The 17,123-nt window shown below is 41.1% G+C and carries 15 protein-coding genes; 12 read left to right on the forward strand and 3 right to left on the reverse strand.

The window, feature by feature from the left end; translation table 11 throughout:
• Window positions 1-512 precede the first annotated feature (512 nt).
• From F9K33_15390 to F9K33_15415, 6 genes are all read left to right on the forward strand, one after another.
• On the forward strand, window positions 513-962 hold the full coding sequence (locus F9K33_15390) for a hypothetical protein (GenBank protein ID KAB2877809.1): 450 nt from the start codon (window positions 513-515) through the stop codon (window positions 960-962).
• 5 nt (window positions 963-967) lie between these two features.
• On the forward strand, window positions 968-2,449 hold the full coding sequence (locus tag F9K33_15395; GenBank protein ID KAB2877810.1) for a hypothetical protein: 1,482 nt from the start codon (window positions 968-970) through the stop codon (window positions 2,447-2,449).
• A gap of 59 nt (window positions 2,450-2,508) precedes the next feature.
• Window positions 2,509-3,243 (forward strand): SDR family oxidoreductase, encoded by a 735-nt coding sequence (locus F9K33_15400; protein KAB2877811.1) that lies wholly within the window; start codon window positions 2,509-2,511, stop codon window positions 3,241-3,243.
• Between the two features lie 99 nt (window positions 3,244-3,342).
• Entirely contained in the window at window positions 3,343-4,497 is a 1,155-nt protein-coding gene (locus tag F9K33_15405) for a hypothetical protein (GenBank protein ID KAB2877812.1), read from the forward strand.
• A gap of 247 nt (window positions 4,498-4,744) precedes the next feature.
• Window positions 4,745-6,472 carry a hypothetical protein gene (locus F9K33_15410; protein KAB2877813.1) on the forward strand — a complete coding sequence of 576 codons (1,728 nt, stop codon included), beginning with the start codon at window positions 4,745-4,747 and terminating at the stop codon, window positions 6,470-6,472.
• Window positions 6,473-6,604: 132 nt separating this feature from the next.
• Window positions 6,605-6,931, forward strand: a complete 327-nt coding sequence (locus tag F9K33_15415) for a hypothetical protein (GenBank protein ID KAB2877814.1) — start codon at window positions 6,605-6,607, stop codon at window positions 6,929-6,931.
• Between the two features lie 198 nt (window positions 6,932-7,129).
• On the opposite strand, the gene F9K33_15420 is transcribed toward F9K33_15415, so the two are convergent.
• Entirely contained in the window at window positions 7,130-10,303 is a 3,174-nt protein-coding gene (locus tag F9K33_15420) for a glycosyl hydrolase (protein ID KAB2877823.1), read from the reverse strand.
• An 88-nt stretch (window positions 10,304-10,391) separates the two neighbouring features.
• Between F9K33_15420 and egtC the strand changes: the two genes are divergently transcribed.
• A complete protein-coding gene (gene egtC / locus F9K33_15425) occupies window positions 10,392-11,198 on the forward strand; it encodes an ergothioneine biosynthesis protein EgtC (GenBank protein KAB2877815.1) in 807 nt (268 codons plus the stop codon).
• Here egtC and F9K33_15430 read toward each other — a convergent pair.
• Together F9K33_15430 and F9K33_15435 are read right to left on the reverse strand one after the other, a co-directional pair.
• A complete protein-coding gene (locus tag F9K33_15430) occupies window positions 11,187-11,732 on the reverse strand; it encodes an NAD(P)H-dependent oxidoreductase (GenBank protein ID KAB2877816.1) in 546 nt (181 codons plus the stop codon). The two genes, egtC and F9K33_15430, sit on opposite strands and share 12 nt — an antisense overlap.
• Before the next feature lie 24 nt (window positions 11,733-11,756).
• Window positions 11,757-12,680, reverse strand: coding sequence for an SPFH domain-containing protein (locus F9K33_15435; protein KAB2877817.1), 924 nt, complete (start codon window positions 12,678-12,680; stop codon window positions 11,757-11,759).
• A gap of 137 nt (window positions 12,681-12,817) precedes the next feature.
• Here F9K33_15435 and F9K33_15440 point away from each other — a divergent pair, with 137 nt between their 5' ends.
• The 5 genes from F9K33_15440 to F9K33_15460 all read left to right on the forward strand — a co-directional run.
• Window positions 12,818-13,714, forward strand: coding sequence for a class I SAM-dependent methyltransferase (locus F9K33_15440; GenBank protein KAB2877818.1), 897 nt, complete (start codon window positions 12,818-12,820; stop codon window positions 13,712-13,714).
• The gene (locus F9K33_15445) at window positions 13,711-14,064 is read left to right on the forward strand and encodes a hypothetical protein (protein KAB2877819.1); all 354 of its coding nucleotides are present in this window, start codon (window positions 13,711-13,713) and stop codon (window positions 14,062-14,064) included. Before F9K33_15440 ends, F9K33_15445 begins: the two co-directional genes overlap by 4 nt.
• Before the next feature lie 242 nt (window positions 14,065-14,306).
• Window positions 14,307-15,137: a phosphocholine cytidylyltransferase family protein gene (locus tag F9K33_15450; protein KAB2877820.1), complete on the forward strand. Its 831-nt coding sequence runs from the start codon at window positions 14,307-14,309 to the stop codon at window positions 15,135-15,137.
• An 87-nt stretch (window positions 15,138-15,224) separates the two neighbouring features.
• Window positions 15,225-16,391, forward strand: coding sequence for a glycosyltransferase family 4 protein (locus tag F9K33_15455; GenBank protein ID KAB2877821.1), 1,167 nt, complete (start codon window positions 15,225-15,227; stop codon window positions 16,389-16,391).
• Window positions 16,392-16,445: 54 nt separating this feature from the next.
• Window positions 16,446-17,123, forward strand: a 678-nt coding sequence (locus F9K33_15460) for a glycosyltransferase (GenBank protein KAB2877822.1), incomplete at its 3' end; no start/stop codon positions are given.

Raw genomic sequence — 17,123 nt, forward strand, 5'->3', positions numbered from 1 at the left:
GAACGAATGGTTAGGTTTTATCGGTGGCATGTTAGCAATTCTTGGAGTGTTAATGTTAGCTGCAGATAAAGGCGCTTTATGTTTGACCATAAGTGCCATAGATACTTTACCTGAAGATGAATTTGTAAAAATGATGCCCGGTTTACTCGCCATGTTTGGGAAAGAAGGATGGTTAATTTTGATTTGGGGGCTCCTTTTATTACCCATGGGTTTTATTATTCAGGCAGTGGGTTTACTCAAGTCCAGGAGTCTGGCAACATGGCAAAGTATTTTATTTTTAATCGGAGTACTTTTCATTGGAACTCCTGACGGTGTTGAAATCATCAATTTATCAGCAGCAATTTTGATGGCGATTGCATTTGTACCATATGGAATAAAACTTATCAAGCAAGATAATGGCAAACAAGTGTGAAGGAGATTTTGATATCTGAATTGGCGTTACGGACAGTGCTTTGGTTGCAACGCGGCTATATGACTAAAAAACTATATTTGAAAATGAAAGAAAATATATTATGAACAAAAAATTTCTTGTATCGGGTTTAATTACGTCTGTATTTAACCTTCTGCTTCAAGCAGCTGCCTTTATATTTATTTTAAAAGACATCTATCAATCATATCCTGCTGTATCGGAAGAATTTATGAAGCAACTTCACCGACCAGCTGACCAGTTAATAGCTTGGGCTATGGTTATTACCTCATTATCTATGGGCTTTCTAATAACGACAGTAATTAAATGGTCTGGAGCAAGAACTTTTGCTTCTGGTCTAAAGTATGGATTTATATTCGCATTACTTTTTTGGGGCTCCGTAAACTTTGGATTATATGCATCATCAAATTTTTTTTCTCAGGCAACAGTATTTGTTGATTATGCTTGCAGTGTAACAGCAATGACAATTGCAGCAGCTGTAGCAGCCTGGTTATTAGGCGGAGAACAAACAAGCAATAACTTAAAGGAGAGTTAAAAACCATGGAGAACAAATTGATTATTACCGTTTTACTTTTTGTTGGCATCACAACCAACATATTTGCACAAAAAATAGATTTCTCAAGCTATTTAGCTTCCGGCGGGCGGGTACATACATCGACTGCTTCTGTTGTGGATAAGAATGGAAATATATTTGTTGCTGGCGGTACAAGAGATGGGCTAAAGGTAACAAAAGATGCTTTTCAAAAAATTTATAATGGGCATACTAAAGATGATATGGCCGGAGGTGATGCATTTCTAATGAAATTGTCACCGAGTGGAGAAATGATTTACTCAACTTATATTGGCGGTTCGGGGTCAGAGTTCTATTGTTTACAAATTACTCTTGATGATTTTGGAAATGTTTATGTTGGCTTTACAACAGATTCGCCGGATTTGCCGGTTTCAAATAATGCTTATCACAAAACAAAAAAGGGGGACAATGATCATTACATAATAAAATTCAGTAATGATTGCAACTATATTGCTTCCACTTATTTCGGAGGTTCAGGTTCTGATCACTGGACAAGACTAGCATTTCATAATAATACCTTGTATTTATTTGGAAAAACCAAGTCGCTCGATTTCCCCACAACACCAAAAGCTATTCAAAAAGAGTATGATAATTCTGCACCGCCTGATAGCAACAATCGTTACTTAGTTGGGGACATTACAATTACTGCTTTATCATTGAGTCTTGATAAAGTTTTATATTCTACATATTTAGGTGGAAAATCCTTGGACTATATTCGATCATGCTCCTTCGATTTAAATGGGAAAATTATTTTAGTTGGTGCAACTCACTCTGATAATTATCCTGTTACAAAGGATGCATATCAAAAATCTATGAGTGGAAAACAGGATGGTTTTTTTACCATCATCAATAATAATCTCTCGAAGATTTACTATTCGACTTTTATCGGCGGTGACTCAACAGATCAAGTCAATTCAATAATTGTTGAAGATGCAAATAATATTAGTCTCACCGGTCAAACAAAGTCACCTAATTTTCCAGTAACATTTGACGCTTTAAATGGGAAATATTTTGGGGGAAATTCTGATGGTTTTATCATGAAATTTAATTTGGAATCGAATAAGCCCTTATATTCATCTTTCATCGGCGGTTCAAAAACAGATTGGCTTAATTATGTTGCAAAAACCGATAAGCAAAAATATCTGTTAGTTGGCAGCACCGTATCAAAAGATTTTCCGGTTACTAAAGATGCGCTATACCCATCCATCGATGGCGGAATGGATTTGGTGATATTACTGCTGGACAAAACTATGAAGAATATAGAATATTCTTCATACGGAGGAGGATCAAAACAGCGAATTATGGATCCAACCGTCAACTATGTCAAAGATAGTAAGTTGGTAATATCATCCATGTGTATTTCCCCGGACTTCCCTGTAACATTGAAATATGTTGAACCGGATAGCACTTGGACGAATTGTATATGGAAGCTTGATCTGAACACTAATTAAAAAAGATACTCTACAGAAATGTTTTTGGTCTTTGGGACTTTTAATAAAGGAATTAGATAATGACAGCATTAGTGGTCGGAGCGAATGGCGCTACAGGGCGCGAACTGGTAAGAGAGTTATTGAACCGAAATGTAAAAGTTAAAATCATTGTCCGGGGGACAGAAAAAATACCCAATGAGATAAGGACTCATCAAAACCTAACTATAAAAGAAGCAAGTATTCTTCATTTGAGTGAAAATGAGTTGTTGAGTTACATAAAGGACTGTGATGCGGTCGCATCGTGTTTGGGACACAACTTAAGTCTAAAGGGTATCTTTGGAAATCCTAAAATGCTTGTAACAGATACTGTGAAAAAATTGTGTGATGCAATAAAAGAGAACAACCCTACTAAACCTGTAAAATTTGTTTTAATGAATACTACAGCTGTTAACAATAAAGATATGAGCGAAAAATTAGCGTTTCTTGAGAAATCAGTTTTTTCGCTTTTACGAAACCTTTTACCACCTCAGCTAGATAATGAACGAGCAGCAGATTATTTAAGAACAGACATTGGCAATAATAATAAAACCATAACGTGGTCTATTGTCCGACCGGATACGCTCATAAATGAAACTACTGTTTCCGAATACAGTATATATCCTTCACCCATTCGAAGCCCAATTTTCGATGCCGGCAAAACAAGTAGAATTAATGTCGGGCATTTTATGTCTGAATTAATAACAAATGATAATATTTGGGAGAAATGGAAAGGAAAAATGCCGGTGATATACAATAGGTCAAACAGTCAATCCTAATCCAGGGTCGCTTGATCGCAACAGTTTAGATCTAAATTGTAATATTCTTGTACCACAAAAAAACACTCAATTTATTTATAACTTTTGAAGGAAAACTTTATGAAAATGATTTTATTCTCTATCTTTTCTTTATTCTTGGTAAGCGCTGTTTTTGCACAAACAATCCCTGCCGATAGTTTATATCTGGGGCAAACTCCTCCGGGAGATACTCCTAAAATATTTAACCTGTCTGTAAGCCCGGGATTCTTTGCCGCCGAAAGGATCGCAATTTCTAATGATGGCAAAGAAATTTATTATTCAGAGTTGAAAGGTTATTACCCTATCAATACTCCAAGCATCAAGAATTATAGATTCGTAGACGGTAAATGGACGGAGCCATTCAATTTATTTGAAGGTTATTGTGCTCCTGCATTATCCGTTACAAGCGATACGATGTATTTTGAAAAGGAAAATTCCGAAACATTTTTTTCTGCAAAAAAGGGTTTGAGTTGGACTGAACCAAAAAGAATTCTGTCTAAACTCGACTCAGCACATTATCTGCAAGTTACAAATAAAGGAAATCATTATATTTCATCGCGGCCCAAAAACACCATCGGCGTGAGTGACTGGTGTATGCTTGAGTTTAACGGTTCTGATACCACAGCAGTCGGTTTGGGAATGCCATTAAATACGGCCTGGGATAATTTGGATTTTTTTGTTTCTAAAGATGAAACATTTATGATTGTAACAACACCTTTCGGACTAAGTATCAGTTACCCAAAAAAAGATGGCAACTGGACAAATCCAAGAGGGTTAGGTTCAAAAATAAATTTCGGGCTTGGTATGTGGGGCCCTTTCGTGACCCCTGATAATAAGTACCTGTTCTACACAACTGGAACGAAACAAGATTACTCCGATGTCAAAGTGTATTGGGTTTGTGTTGACGGTCTGATTGACAGTTTAAAACACACAAATATTCCGCCTTATGTAAAAAACAAAATAAAAAGCCAAACCGGATTAGTTGGAAATGCATTCAGTTTTACAATTCCGGACGATACATTTTTTGATGAAGACAGCGACAATACGCTTGCTTATTCTGTAACCTTAATCGATGGGAGTCCTTTGCCTTCGTGGTTGAGTTTTAATGCTTCTACAAAAACTTTTTCAGGCACACCAACAGTGGTGGGAGAACTCAAGATCTTAGTTACAGCTGCGGATGCAGGACAAGCTTCAGGTTTAGGCGCATTTAGATTGTTAATAACCGCCAAACCCTAATAATAATAACCTCGGATAGCATCATGGACATTTATGCACCACAATGATCGAGAACCCTGGAAAATGAAACATTTTTTGATAAATTGAATGTTTTTATGGGAACTCTGAAGAGGGTTTTTTTTCTTGTATCAAATCCATCATTAAAACAATATTTTTACACTTTTATTGAAACAATTATTTCTTAGTCGCGTATTTTTATGTGGTTGCCTCCGGTTTGAGGTTCATTTAAAATACAGCGGGTGATTTTATGCGTAATGACATTAAAAAATTCTGGGTTGTTCTGTTAATGACCGCTTCCTGCGCAGGTCCGCTTTTCTCGCAGTATGTGATCGCAGACCTTGGTAATTTTGATATGGACAAGGTTTATGTAAAAGGATTTACGGTCAAGCGTACGGCAACTATCACCATTGACGCCGTCGGCGTGATGTCAAGATCTGAAAAATGGAATCGTTGGAACCCCATGATCGCCTATGGCTGGATATTAAACAGTGACACCAAAGAGATTGTCTGGGAAATGCGGCCAAATAATATCAGTTCCGAATCGGGCACAAACAATATCGTTTACCAGGGAACCATGGCTCTTCAGCCTGGAAATTACGAAGCTTATTTTTCCACGTACGGCCAAAAAATTATCAGAATATCCCGCTCGGACAGTTATATGGGCGAATTCTTCAAAAACCTGGTAAAAGTTTTTGTTGAAGATGGCGATATATACAGAGATGCGGATAAATGGAAATTGAGAATTGTCACCAATTCATCTGCGGATAATTTTGCATCGTTTGACGGATCGAAATCCAAAAAAGTAATATGCGCATTGACCGGCGCCCGAGACAGCGACTATCTTGAAAAAGGATTCACGCTTGAAAAAGATATGAAGGTCAGAATATACGGAATTGGAGAAGGACAGGATAGGCATATGTATGATTTCGGATGGCTTACCGACGATAAGACGGCAAAAACAGTTTGGGAAATGCGTTTTGAAAACACATCCCATGGCGGCGGCGCAGAGAAGAACAGGTCTTATTCTGGTATTCTTAATTTACGCGCGGGGAATTACGTCGCAACATACGTTACCGACGATTCTCATTCATTCACAGAATGGAATATGCAGCCGCCGTACGACCCGGCTAATTGGGGTGTGACGGTGAGCGTGCTGGACGAAGAAGACCTGGCATATGTGCGAGATTACAAAAAATCAAAAAAACAGGAAATTATTTCTATTACGCGAGTAGGCGATAGTGAATTCAAGTCAGAGGGATTCTCGCTTTCTAAAACTACCGATATTTTGATTTATTCGCTGGGTGAAGGCCGCGACCACCGGATGTATGATTACGGTTGGATCACAAATGCGGAAACGGGCCAAACTGTTTGGAATATGCATTATTCAGATACTAAATTTGCCGGCGGGACAGAAAAGAATCGGCTGTTTGAAGGAACGGTTACTTTAGAACCGGGCAATTACTTAGTCAATTACAAAACCGACGGTACTCATTCATATGATGATTGGAACGACGATCCCCCATATAACCGGAGCAAATGGGGAATTACGCTTAGCTTGGTCAATAACAACGATGCAAAAAATTTGTCCAAATACAGAGAAAGCGAAGATGAAAACCTTCTTGCGCAGATCATACACGTCGGCGACGACGAGTACCGCACAAAAGACTTTACCCTCAACAGTACCACCAAAGTTCGGATATTATGTTTAGGTGAAGGCAAAAGCGGGCACATGTATGATTATGGCTGGATCAAAAACGCATCCACAGGACAAACCGTTTGGGAGATGACCTACGGAATGAGCCAGAGCGCCGGCGGCGCACGCAAGAATAGAATTTACGACGGTACGATCTATTTAGATGCCGGAAAATACGAGGTAGTGTATATCAGTGACGGTTCCCACTCGTTTGAAGACTGGAATGACGATCCACCCTATCAGCAGGATAAATGGGGAATCACGGTTAAAGTTATCAAATGACAGTTAGTTTTTCATCCCACTTAAGCGATCTCCCTCCGGAAATCGCTTTTTTTATTTTTTCCAAATCCGGGTTGTAATTAAAAAAAATAATTGTACATTTTATATGTAAGCCAAATCGAGGAGAGACCCCCTATGTTTGATCGAATCAAATTTCAAATACAGCCGAAATCGGTTCGCGTCACAGTGGACCCTTTTTTTGCAAACGATTATGTTCTCTACCATGAAGTAAACGGCGAGATACATCTGCTGGAAAGGGATATGGAAGGATTCGAGACCAGCGAAGATATGTGTATATACGACACGTCAAAAGAGATTCAGTACGATATAGATAAAAAAGAAAACAATTTTACAATAACGGTTGAGGAGATGGATCTCGACACGCTTCTCTTTATCGGCCTGCCCCGCGAGGCATTAGATCAAATTATTCTGCTAAAAAAACGGGTTATTAATCCTCGATGATAAAAAAAGCCGTCTTTAAAGGCGGCTTTTTTTTAAGTGCCTATCGGGTTTACTCACCTACGTCATGGTGAGCCCTTCGGCAGGGCTCAGGACAAGCTTGTCGAGCCATGACAAGTATAGTAAATTCAGCCTTCGACTTCGCACTTCGGCTGAAGGTTTTTCTTATTTATGAGCCAACCCGATAAGCATGTTTTTTTATTATTTTATTTCCAGAATTACCGCCTGAATGTCTAGGCTCTTTATGTAACTGTTGAACTTTGGCAATTCGATTTCCCTGAGCCGCATCCAAATTGATAGTTGTTTGTCAATCTGAGTTGACAAAAAATCAAAGACATCATACGATTGATTCGTCGGCTTCGAATCCGCAGACGCAACCGCACTGGCGAGCGAGGCCAATTTATTATTTAGCTTCATGGGATAATTGAGTACATCCTGATTACTTTTGATCTTGGTTTGAATGAGTTCGTTTTCCACAAACGTCAAACTATCAAGCAGGGGTTTCGCAAATTCTTTGATTTGTCTTACGATGATCGTATCCTTTATTTTTCCTGAAAATTCATTGATCTGCTTTTGAATCTCCCGAATTGAATTTATCGTCTTATGGGTTTCGGTAAGCTTTGAATTTATCTTCAACAACAAGTCCAATTGCAATACCAAATCTTCCTCGCTTGCGTCAACTCTGGGATCCTTTTTGATTTCAAATGATTCCGTCTGCGTAAATGCCCCGCAGGTCAGGCGCACACGATACGTCCCTGGAAGCATTTTTGGGCCGGCTATGGAACCATCCCAAAAAATGGCGCCGGGAACTTCTTCCGCATCGGGATAACGCATATCCCAAACAAAACGGTTCATCCCCGTATCGGAAGGAACCACGCCCATCCGCGTTTCTTTTGGTTTTTCATAAAATTCTTCCGATGGTTTTATTGCTTTCCCTCTTTTGTCTTTTATGCTGGAATAGGTTATGATAGTTTTTCCCGTTTCATCCATGAAATCTAAAGTAATTTCGTCCTTCGGTTTTTCCTGAAAATAATAATTCACCAATACGCCATTGGGCGGATTCTGACCTAATGCCAATCCCGGGCGCAAATATTGAAAACCTTCCTTACGATAGGCAAAACGCGGTTTATACAAATGTTTATCTGACTTTGCAATTGCATCGGATAATTGATGCAAAGGCGATAAATCATCCAATATCCAAAATGAACGCCCATGCGTGGCGACAACAAGATCCATATCCCGTGCCTGCACGGCAATATCGTGAATTGGCGTAACGGGCAAATTCAACTGCAGCGACTGCCAGGATTCGCCGGCATTGAAAGAAATATATATTCCGGTTTCAGTACCGGCGTACAGTAATCCATTTCGATTTGGATCTTCTCGAATAACCCGCGTATACGCGCCGGATGGAATTCCATTGGTTATTTTTTTCCACGTTTTTCCAAAGTCGTTCGTTTTAAAAAGATAAGGCTGAAAATCATTCAGTTTATATCGCGTGGCGGCCAGATACGCCGTTCCCGCATCAAACGGCGACGCTTCGATCATACTGACAAGAGCCCATTCCGGAAGATCCTTTGGTGTTATATTTTTCCAATCAAATTTTTCGTCGCGTCGAATATGAACCAGACCATCGTCACTTCCGGTCCAGAACAAACCCTTTTCTTTTGGCGATTCCGCCAACGTAAAAATCGTATTGTAAAATTCAACGCTGGTGTTGTCCTTCGTTATCGGCCCGCCGGAGGCCTTTTGTTTATTTGTATCATTTCGCGTCAGATCAGGACTGATAACGTTCCAACTTACGCCTTCATCGGTACTGCGCAATACATTTTGAGCCGTTACATACAATGTATTCTGATCATGTTGCGAAATGATGACCGGATAGGTCCATTGAAAGCGGTATTTCGAACCCAGCGTACCTGAACCGATCGGCGAATCTGGCCACACAGAAATATTCTGTTCCTGCTTTGTCAGATGGTTGTACTTTGTAAGGTAACCGCCATAACTGCCGCCGAATGTGATGTGTGGTTTTTCCGGATGAACAGCAATATATCCGCTTTCGCCGCCCGCCACGGGATGCCAATCCGTAAAATCAATGCCCCAACTATTCGTTCGACTGACAATGTCAATTGTGCTGTTGTCCTGCTGCGCGCCGTACACGTGGTAAGGAAATTGATTGTCAACGGTTACGTGGTAAAACTGAGCTGTTGCGATATCCTGATCCGTCCATGATTTACCGCCGTTGTACGAAACGACCGCGCCTCCGTCATCCGCGATGATCAAGTTGTTCTGATCATGGGGATTGATCCATAGATCGTGATGGTCGCCATGCTGTGAAGGCATAGATTTGAATGTTTTCCCGCCATCCATAGATTTAAAAAACTGCACATTTAAAACGTATACCGTTTCGGAATTTTTCGGATCCGCGTAGATATGACTGTAATACCAAGCGCGCTGCCGGAGGTTTCGCTCTTCATTGGTGCGCATCCACGTTGCGCCTCCATCATCGGAACGAAATACTCCGCCGCGTTCCGACTCGACGACAGCCCAAACTCGGTCGACCTGAGCCGGTGAAACTGCAATTCCTATTTTTCCGACAATACCTTTCGGCATTCCCGGATTTTTTGTGAGTTCAGTCCACGTATCGCCTCCGTCAGTCGATTTATACAAACCGCTTCCCGGGCCGCCGCTGGACATGCTCCATGGATTACGATATGCTTCCCACAATGCCGCATACAGGACTCGCGGGTTATTGGGATCGATCTGCATATCCACCGCGCCGGTTTTATCATCTTTGAACAAGACGTTTTTCCATGTGATGCCGCCGTCTAGTGAACGGTAAATCCCCCGCTCTTTATTTTGTCCAAAGACCTGCCCCATTGCCGCAACATAAACTACGTCTGGGTTTTTTGGATGAACGGCAATTTTTCCAATGAATTGAGTTTCTTTCAACCCGACATGGCTCCATGTTTTACCGGCATCCTGGGATTTATATATTCCGTCACCCGGTGAGATATTCCCGCGAATACAGGATTCCCCTGTGCCGACATAAATCACATTAGGATCCGATGCGGCTACTTCAATGGCTCCGACGGAACTACTCTTTAAAAATCCATCCGAAACGTTACTCCACGTAATACCTCCATCATCAGTTTTCCAAATGCCTCCGCCCGTGGCTCCGAAATAGAATGTATAAGGCTGATCTGCATGACCTGCAACGGCAATGGACCGCCCGCCACGAAATGGGCCGATATTCCTCCACTGCATAGACTTGAACAGACTGACGTCGTAGACTTTGGCTGATGTGTTTTTTTCTTTTTGTTGGGATACGACCAGCCGGCTACCTGGAGGATATAGGAATAATAATATCAGGATCATTTTTTTCACGATGAAGTCTCCTTGTTAACGGAAAGAAATTGATTTTTAATATTAACGTTTTATATTAGGCTGATTAAAAAGGAACCGTATGTGCCGTTTAGTTATTTATAAAGGCGGCGCGCTGCCCATCAGCAAAATAGTGCTGGATCCGCCGCATTCGTTATTCAAACAAAGTTATGAAGCCGATGAAATGTTATCAGGGCGTCTTAATGCCGACGGATTCGGTTTCGGTTGGTACCATCGAACATTAGATCCGTCTCCCGCCATCTATACTAATACCCAGGCAATATGGCATGATGTGAATGTGCTGCGTATGATGAATAAGATTTCATCCGAACTTATTTTCGCCCATGTTCGGGGCGCATCGGAAGGCATGCCCGTCACGTCAACCAATACACATCCGTTTAGTTATAGGAATTTTTTGTTTATGCACAATGGCGCTATTGACGATTTCCGAACAAAAGTATTCCCCGCGATTGCGCCGGACATTTATGCTCCGTTGTGGGATCATATTAAAGGTAATACCGATTCAGAGCATGTCTTTGGGCTCTGGCTGAGTTTTCTGAGCGCAGAGAACAAAGCAACATTCACTCTAAATGAACAGGTAGCTGCTTTGCGTAAGACTATTTCCCATCTGGAGATTATTGCGAACAAAAATAAAATAGATATGGTATTAAATATCGGGATATCTGACGGAATCAACGTCATTGCCTTGCGCCATCATTTCGGAAGTAGAAAGGCGACGTTGTATTATATCGACGATTCTGCGGTATTTCCCGGCGCAAAAATCATCGCATCCGAGAAACTGAATGACGAAAAGAATTGGAAAACCGTTCCGGAGAGATCCTTCGTTACCATTGATTCAAATAATGCATTAGAAATATTACCGCTTTAAGGCGCGCGTAATCCGCACCATTTCCTCGCATCCGGTTTTCAATTGAGCCAATATTTTTTCATCTTTCAATTTTCCATTTTCGTCAAACGCTTTGTCCGCAAAAGACAGCATCACCGATTGCGGAATCGTGATAATATTGAAAATCACCAGCGTCTGACGAAGCGCATAAATTCCTCGGATGGCGCCGAATCCTCCTGTTGATGCGCCCATAATAAAAGCCGTTTTGTTATGCAATGGTTTTTCCGGGCTGCGGGATATCCAGTCGATTGCATTCTTAAGGCCGCCGGGAATGCCGTGATTATATTCCGGTGTAGCTATTACTAACGCATCGGCAGACTTGATGCGCGTCGACAATTCGTTCACCGCGTTTGGAAATCCGGCAACCTGCATATCGAAATCATAAACTGGCAGAGCAAGGGATTTTAAATCTATAAGGTCAACGTCTTGGTCCTTCAGGAATGATAATGCATTGATCAAAAGTTTTTTATTATACGAGTCCTTCCGTAAACTTCCCGCAATCGCAGCTATTTTCATAATATCTTTCTTTAGAACATGAAGCTATTTGGCCGGCGGTTTAGTTTTATTCACATCGCCGGCAATAATCATGGCGTCACGGATCTGGTCGGCAATGGCCGTAAGGCCGCCGGGAGAATGCGGCATCAGGATCGTATTGGTATGCGAATGTTCGCCGATATTCTGCAATGTATCGAAATACTGTGTCATCAACACGAGCGTCATGACGTCTTTGGCTGAGGAACCTTCCACCGCTTGCTGAAATTGCTCCACAGAATCCCGTAACCCTTCGATGATCGCCTTACGCTGATCGGCAATACCTTTACCTTGAAGCGCCTTACTTTGCGCTTCCGCCTCAGCCGCTTTGACTTTGAGAATACGATCGGCCTCGCCTTTTTCTACAGCCGCCATTCTCATCCTTGTTGCCGCATTAATCTCGTTCATGGCGTCTTTCACCTTAGAATCGGGATCAATATCCGTAACGAGCGCTTTCAATATGTCGTAACCGAATATTTCCATCGTTTGATTCAGTTCCTGCCTGACAGTATCCGCGATCTCGTCCTTTTTCTCGAAAAGATCATCGAGTTTGAGTTTAGGTACCCGCGCACGCACGAGGTCAAACACATAGGATGTGACTTGCTGATGTACGTTGGTCAATTTATAATAAGCTTCGTACACTTTTTCTGGAATAACGAAATATTGCACGGAGACTTTTAAATGGACGAACACGTCGTCGGCTGTTTTAGTTTCAACAACGACATCTAACTGCTGCACGCGCATATTGATGCGCGTTACCAGCTTGTCGACGATTGGAATCTTGAACCTCAATCCGGGATGCGCCATACGTTTGAATTTTCCGAATCGTTCAATAAGCCCAACGGTTTGTTGTTTCACCACAAAGAAAGCGCCCAAAAAAATAATGAAAAATATAAAGGCTGTAAACGCTAAACAAACGAATGCACCGTCCATGACACAACCTCCTCAATTTTATAGTCAGTACAAGAAAAAAAGATTGATTAGTGGTTCAAAATAAAAAAAAGAATGGAAATTGGCTATACTTATTTATAATATCATCAAAGTTTTTTTGATAAGGAATCCATAAAGCGATGCTTGCCGACCTTTTACCTGAAATTCATCCTTTGACTAACGCGCAGTTGCTGCCGAGGCTTCTGCCATTACTTCGATGTTCGTCGTGCGGGAAAAGTCAGTTCGAGATCCACCGGGACGAGTCAACAGATTTGGATATACAAAACCACTGCGTTGTAGTCTGCGACGCATGTAAATCCTGTTTCAAGTACGAGAATGGTATTCTTGAAATGCTCGTTGAAAAAACGCCCGGTTTGTCCGTGGCTCAAAAAAGTAATTTCATAGGCCTGGTAGCCAATAACTATCAAAAAGGGTGGCGCTCCTGGTGCATGACGATGTTTTGCGGTCAAAAGTGTACAAACGCAATGGAGGCGGAAAAAATAATTCAATTGATAGAATTTGACGAACTCCCGGGAATCCCCGTTTTCGTTGATTTTGGAACCAGCCACGGATTTTATGCCATTGCCATCGCAAAAAAATTAAAGGAAATGAATTCCGCCGGCTTCGTCGTTGCGATCGATTTTTCTAAGAAAATGCTGCGCCAAGCCGCCGCCGCGGCCGAAAAAAATTTAGTAAGCGAGAAAATTATCTGGCTTCTTGCTGACGTTGAATTCTGTCCTCTTCAGAACGAGTCAACAGAAAGGGTTACTTGCGGCGGAAGCCTCAATGAATACCGTCATCCTGAGAAAGCCATTCGCGAGTCCGCACGCATACTAAAATCGGACGGGTCTTACATTACGATGAATTTATTCAGAAAAAATGTAATTACCGGCTGGCTGCTACATTTTGTCCGCCTAACTACGGGTTTGGTTTTCCATTCACAAAAGAATTGGAACCGTTTATTTGCCGATGTTGGTTTTCAGATATCGCAACAAGAAACCAAAGGTATTGTAATGTTTACTGCGTCTAAGAAATGACCGATACCAATAATACGCCTTGGGAATCGCAAATAGCGAACGAACTGGCCAATGCAAAAAAGGCATTATCTGAGAAGAATGACGGCAGAGCAAGGGCGTGCGCGCGACGAGCTGTTGGCGTTATCGTCAAAGAATACTGGGCTCAAAAAAAAACCACCGGTTCTGCCCCCGCTCAATCCGCCGTCGACCGATTAAACGACGTTTCGAGAAACGAACAATTTCCTGAAGACATCAGAAAGGCCGCCCAGCGATTAACCACCAATGTTAAGTATCGGCTCAGTTCCGACTTTACACTTCACCCGGTTCACGATGCTGAATTAATAATAACTTACTTCAAAAACCTGCTTTAAGAGCAACCAAGACTTACAGCTGCCAGAAAAAACTTTCATCTGCAATTTTTTTGTTTCTTTTAATATTTAATAATCGCTTAACAAAAATAATAATGTGATAACAATCACATCATAAGTCACATAAAAACAATTATTAAAAATGTAACTTGAGCAAGCGGCCATTTGGCATGATGATTGTATACTAAGATGCACGTAATTGATGATGATGTTTGGAAACTTTAGAAAATAGATTTGGAGACGACATGAAAGCAATCATTTTAGCGGCGGGACAGGGCAAACGGTTACTTCCTTTAACCCAGGATACACCTAAAACGCTGTTGAACATATCCGGCACCACGATTTTGGAATACCAATTGGTCACCTTAGCGAGTTGCAATGTAAAAGAAGTGGTTCTTGTTGGCGGTTTTAGGGTGGACAAGTTAAAAGATTATGCCGACAGGTATATCGCGTTACACGGATTGGATCTGAAATTAAAAGTAATCAACAATAAAGATTATGCGATCACGAATAACCTGTATTCGTTATGGCTCGCCAAAGACGAAATGACCTCGGATTTTCTCGTGATCAATGGCGACAACGTATTTGACCGCCGAGCAATCGTCAAGATGATACAGCAAAAAGATATTACGGCCGCCGTGGCGATTCACAAAAACCCAGGCTACGATGACGAAGATATGAAAGTTCGTATTGCCGGTTCTAATGTCGTAGAAATCAGCAAAGGCATCGATAACCTAGCCGCCAGCGGCGAATCGATCGGATTAAGATTATTCAGAGGCAAGGGTGTTGCCGCTTTCAAATACGCCATGGACTTAGCGATGATCGAAGACGTCAAGCGCAATGCATACTTCGTGCGCGCAATCCAGCACATGATCGATATGGGCCACAACGTCGGATACGTTGACGTGACCGAATTCAAATACGGCGAATTGGATTTCTTCGAAGACTTGAAAAATCTGGAAATTGAAATGTCCGGTATGATGAAACAATCCATCATGATGCATACGAATCCCGCAAGTCTTTACGCGATCAGCTTGCAGCCGTACCGTTCTGCAGGAATGAAAAAAGCGAGTTAATTTCCAAAACCGTACAGTTTGTATTTGTAAATAAATTAAATTCTTGGTAACATTGGGTTACCAAGAATTTTTTTTTGATACCTATATATGAATATAGCATACATCTCCAACATTGATATTCCTGGCCCAACGGCCATTTCTGAACAGGTTCTCAACAGCTTATCTGCCTTGAGCACTAGCTCATCACATACATTTACACTCATCGTCCCGCGATACGCTCAAAAAAACCTCACACCAAATGACGTAAATACATATTACGGATTAGATAAAACTGTCGATATTAAATTCTTCAATTACTTTTCATTCCTGAGCTCCAAAACCAAAAAGAGAATTCATGCCTTTCTTGCGCCATTATATTGTATGATCAAAGGATACGATCTTCTCTACACGCGTCACCAGGCTATATTATTTTTTTGTCTGCTGATTGGTAAAAGAACGATTTTTGAAACTTACCGTATCGATATTAATTTTAGCTACAGATATTACCTCTGGCGAAAATTTTGTTATTCGCACAAGAAACTTTTCGGCATCGTCACGCATTCTAAAATCGCGCTTGACGCTTTTGTATCCGCCGGATTAGATAAAAAAAAGATCTTTGTTGCCTACAATGGATGCGGTGAAATAATGCCGGCTACAATGGATACACGGCGTGACTACCGGGAACGATTGGGAATTCTTGAACACCGCAAGGTTTTGGGTTACGTAGGCAGAATCGGAACGATGAAGCAAACCGATGTCATCCTTCACGTCGCATCACGCTTTCCGGAATTGACCGTGTTAATTGTCGGAGGGGCGACGCGGAAAGAAGACGACCTGGCTTTTGACGATTTGGTAAAAAAACTTAAGTTGAATAACGTAATCCGCACCGGCGTCGTAAAACCGTGTGAGGTCCACAATTACCTCTGCGCCTCGGATATTCTGATCATACCCCCTTCGTCAGTTCCTATGTTCAAGAGCGGTAAGACCGTATTGCCGTTAAAAACTTTTCTATATCTTGCCGCCAGCAAACCTATTATCGCACCCAATTTGCCTGATATTTCCGAGATCCTAAAACATCAGGAAACTGCGGTATTAGTAGATCCCGACAATTTTGAAGACACAATCACAAAACTAAAGGAATTGTTAAACGACACTCTTTTGCAGTCCCAGTTATCGGAAAAATGCCGGGAAACCGCCAAGAAATTTACCTGGTCAGCTCGCGCAGAAAAAATTGAAGACTTTATAAATATTCAAAACCACAGATTACATACATGATCGGAATAAATTACCCGTTTCATTTTTAGCCATTAAAGATAAGTTGCAATTAAAATGCATGATAAAAAATTAGCGGTAGTTTTTCGAACCAAATTTTTGCCTTATTCTGAAACATTTATTCATGATGAATTACGCCATCATGTAAGATACAATGTGACCGTTTTGACGAAAATGCATCTTAATGAAAATCTATTTCCAGGTCATCAGGTTGTTTCTTTAAAAAACAGAGCCCTATTAAATAGAGTCGAGTCCTATTTGTTTAAGAAGTGGTTCTTTAGTTGGACATTTAACCATGAGTTTTCAGGAAAGAATATAAATGTAATACATGCACACTTCGCAACCGGCGGTGTTTATATGATTCCTTTCTCGCTTAGGTACAAATTGCCTTTGGTTGTGTCGTTGCACGGAAAAGATGTATCACTTTTGATTAGCAAAGATATTTATCTTCCGAAATATAAATTTTATCTGAATAACTATCGAAAGTTATTCAATGTTGCTTCCTTATTTTTGGCAGCCTCTCAGGATCTAAAAGATATTGTTGTTTCATGCGGATGCCCTGAGGAAAAAGTAATTGTATACAGGTTAGGTATCGATTTGACTAAATTTACTCCTAAAGAACACGAGGTGCTAAACACACATAAAGTCGTGATGGTAGGAAGGCTCGTCGAAAAAAAGGGATTTGAATTCGGCATACGGGCTTTTGCAAAAATAATACATCAAGGCGTTGACGCC

It is taken from the genome of bacterium, from assembly GCA_008933615.1.
In the GTDB taxonomy this organism is placed as follows: Bacteria; CLD3; CLD3; order SB21; family SB21; genus SB21.

Coding starts and splice junctions, on each gene's coding strand:
- F9K33_15390 (KAB2877809.1), top strand. CDS start 513: ATGAACAAAAAATTTCTTGTATCGGGTTTAATTACGTCTGTATTTAAC.
- F9K33_15395 (KAB2877810.1), top strand. CDS start 968: ATGGAGAACAAATTGATTATTACCGTTTTACTTTTTGTTGGCATCACA.
- F9K33_15400 (KAB2877811.1), top strand. CDS start 2,509: ATGACAGCATTAGTGGTCGGAGCGAATGGCGCTACAGGGCGCGAACTG.
- F9K33_15405 (KAB2877812.1), top strand. CDS start 3,343: ATGAAAATGATTTTATTCTCTATCTTTTCTTTATTCTTGGTAAGCGCT.
- F9K33_15410 (KAB2877813.1), top strand. CDS start 4,745: ATGCGTAATGACATTAAAAAATTCTGGGTTGTTCTGTTAATGACCGCT.
- F9K33_15415 (KAB2877814.1), top strand. CDS start 6,605: ATGTTTGATCGAATCAAATTTCAAATACAGCCGAAATCGGTTCGCGTC.
- F9K33_15420 (KAB2877823.1), bottom strand. CDS start 10,303: ATGATCCTGATATTATTATTCCTATATCCTCCAGGTAGCCGGCTGGTC.
- egtC (KAB2877815.1), top strand. CDS start 10,392: ATGTGCCGTTTAGTTATTTATAAAGGCGGCGCGCTGCCCATCAGCAAA.
- F9K33_15430 (KAB2877816.1), bottom strand. CDS start 11,732: ATGAAAATAGCTGCGATTGCGGGAAGTTTACGGAAGGACTCGTATAAT.
- F9K33_15435 (KAB2877817.1), bottom strand. CDS start 12,680: ATGGACGGTGCATTCGTTTGTTTAGCGTTTACAGCCTTTATATTTTTC.
- F9K33_15440 (KAB2877818.1), top strand. CDS start 12,818: ATGCTTGCCGACCTTTTACCTGAAATTCATCCTTTGACTAACGCGCAG.
- F9K33_15445 (KAB2877819.1), top strand. CDS start 13,711: ATGACCGATACCAATAATACGCCTTGGGAATCGCAAATAGCGAACGAA.
- F9K33_15450 (KAB2877820.1), top strand. CDS start 14,307: ATGAAAGCAATCATTTTAGCGGCGGGACAGGGCAAACGGTTACTTCCT.
- F9K33_15455 (KAB2877821.1), top strand. CDS start 15,225: ATGAATATAGCATACATCTCCAACATTGATATTCCTGGCCCAACGGCC.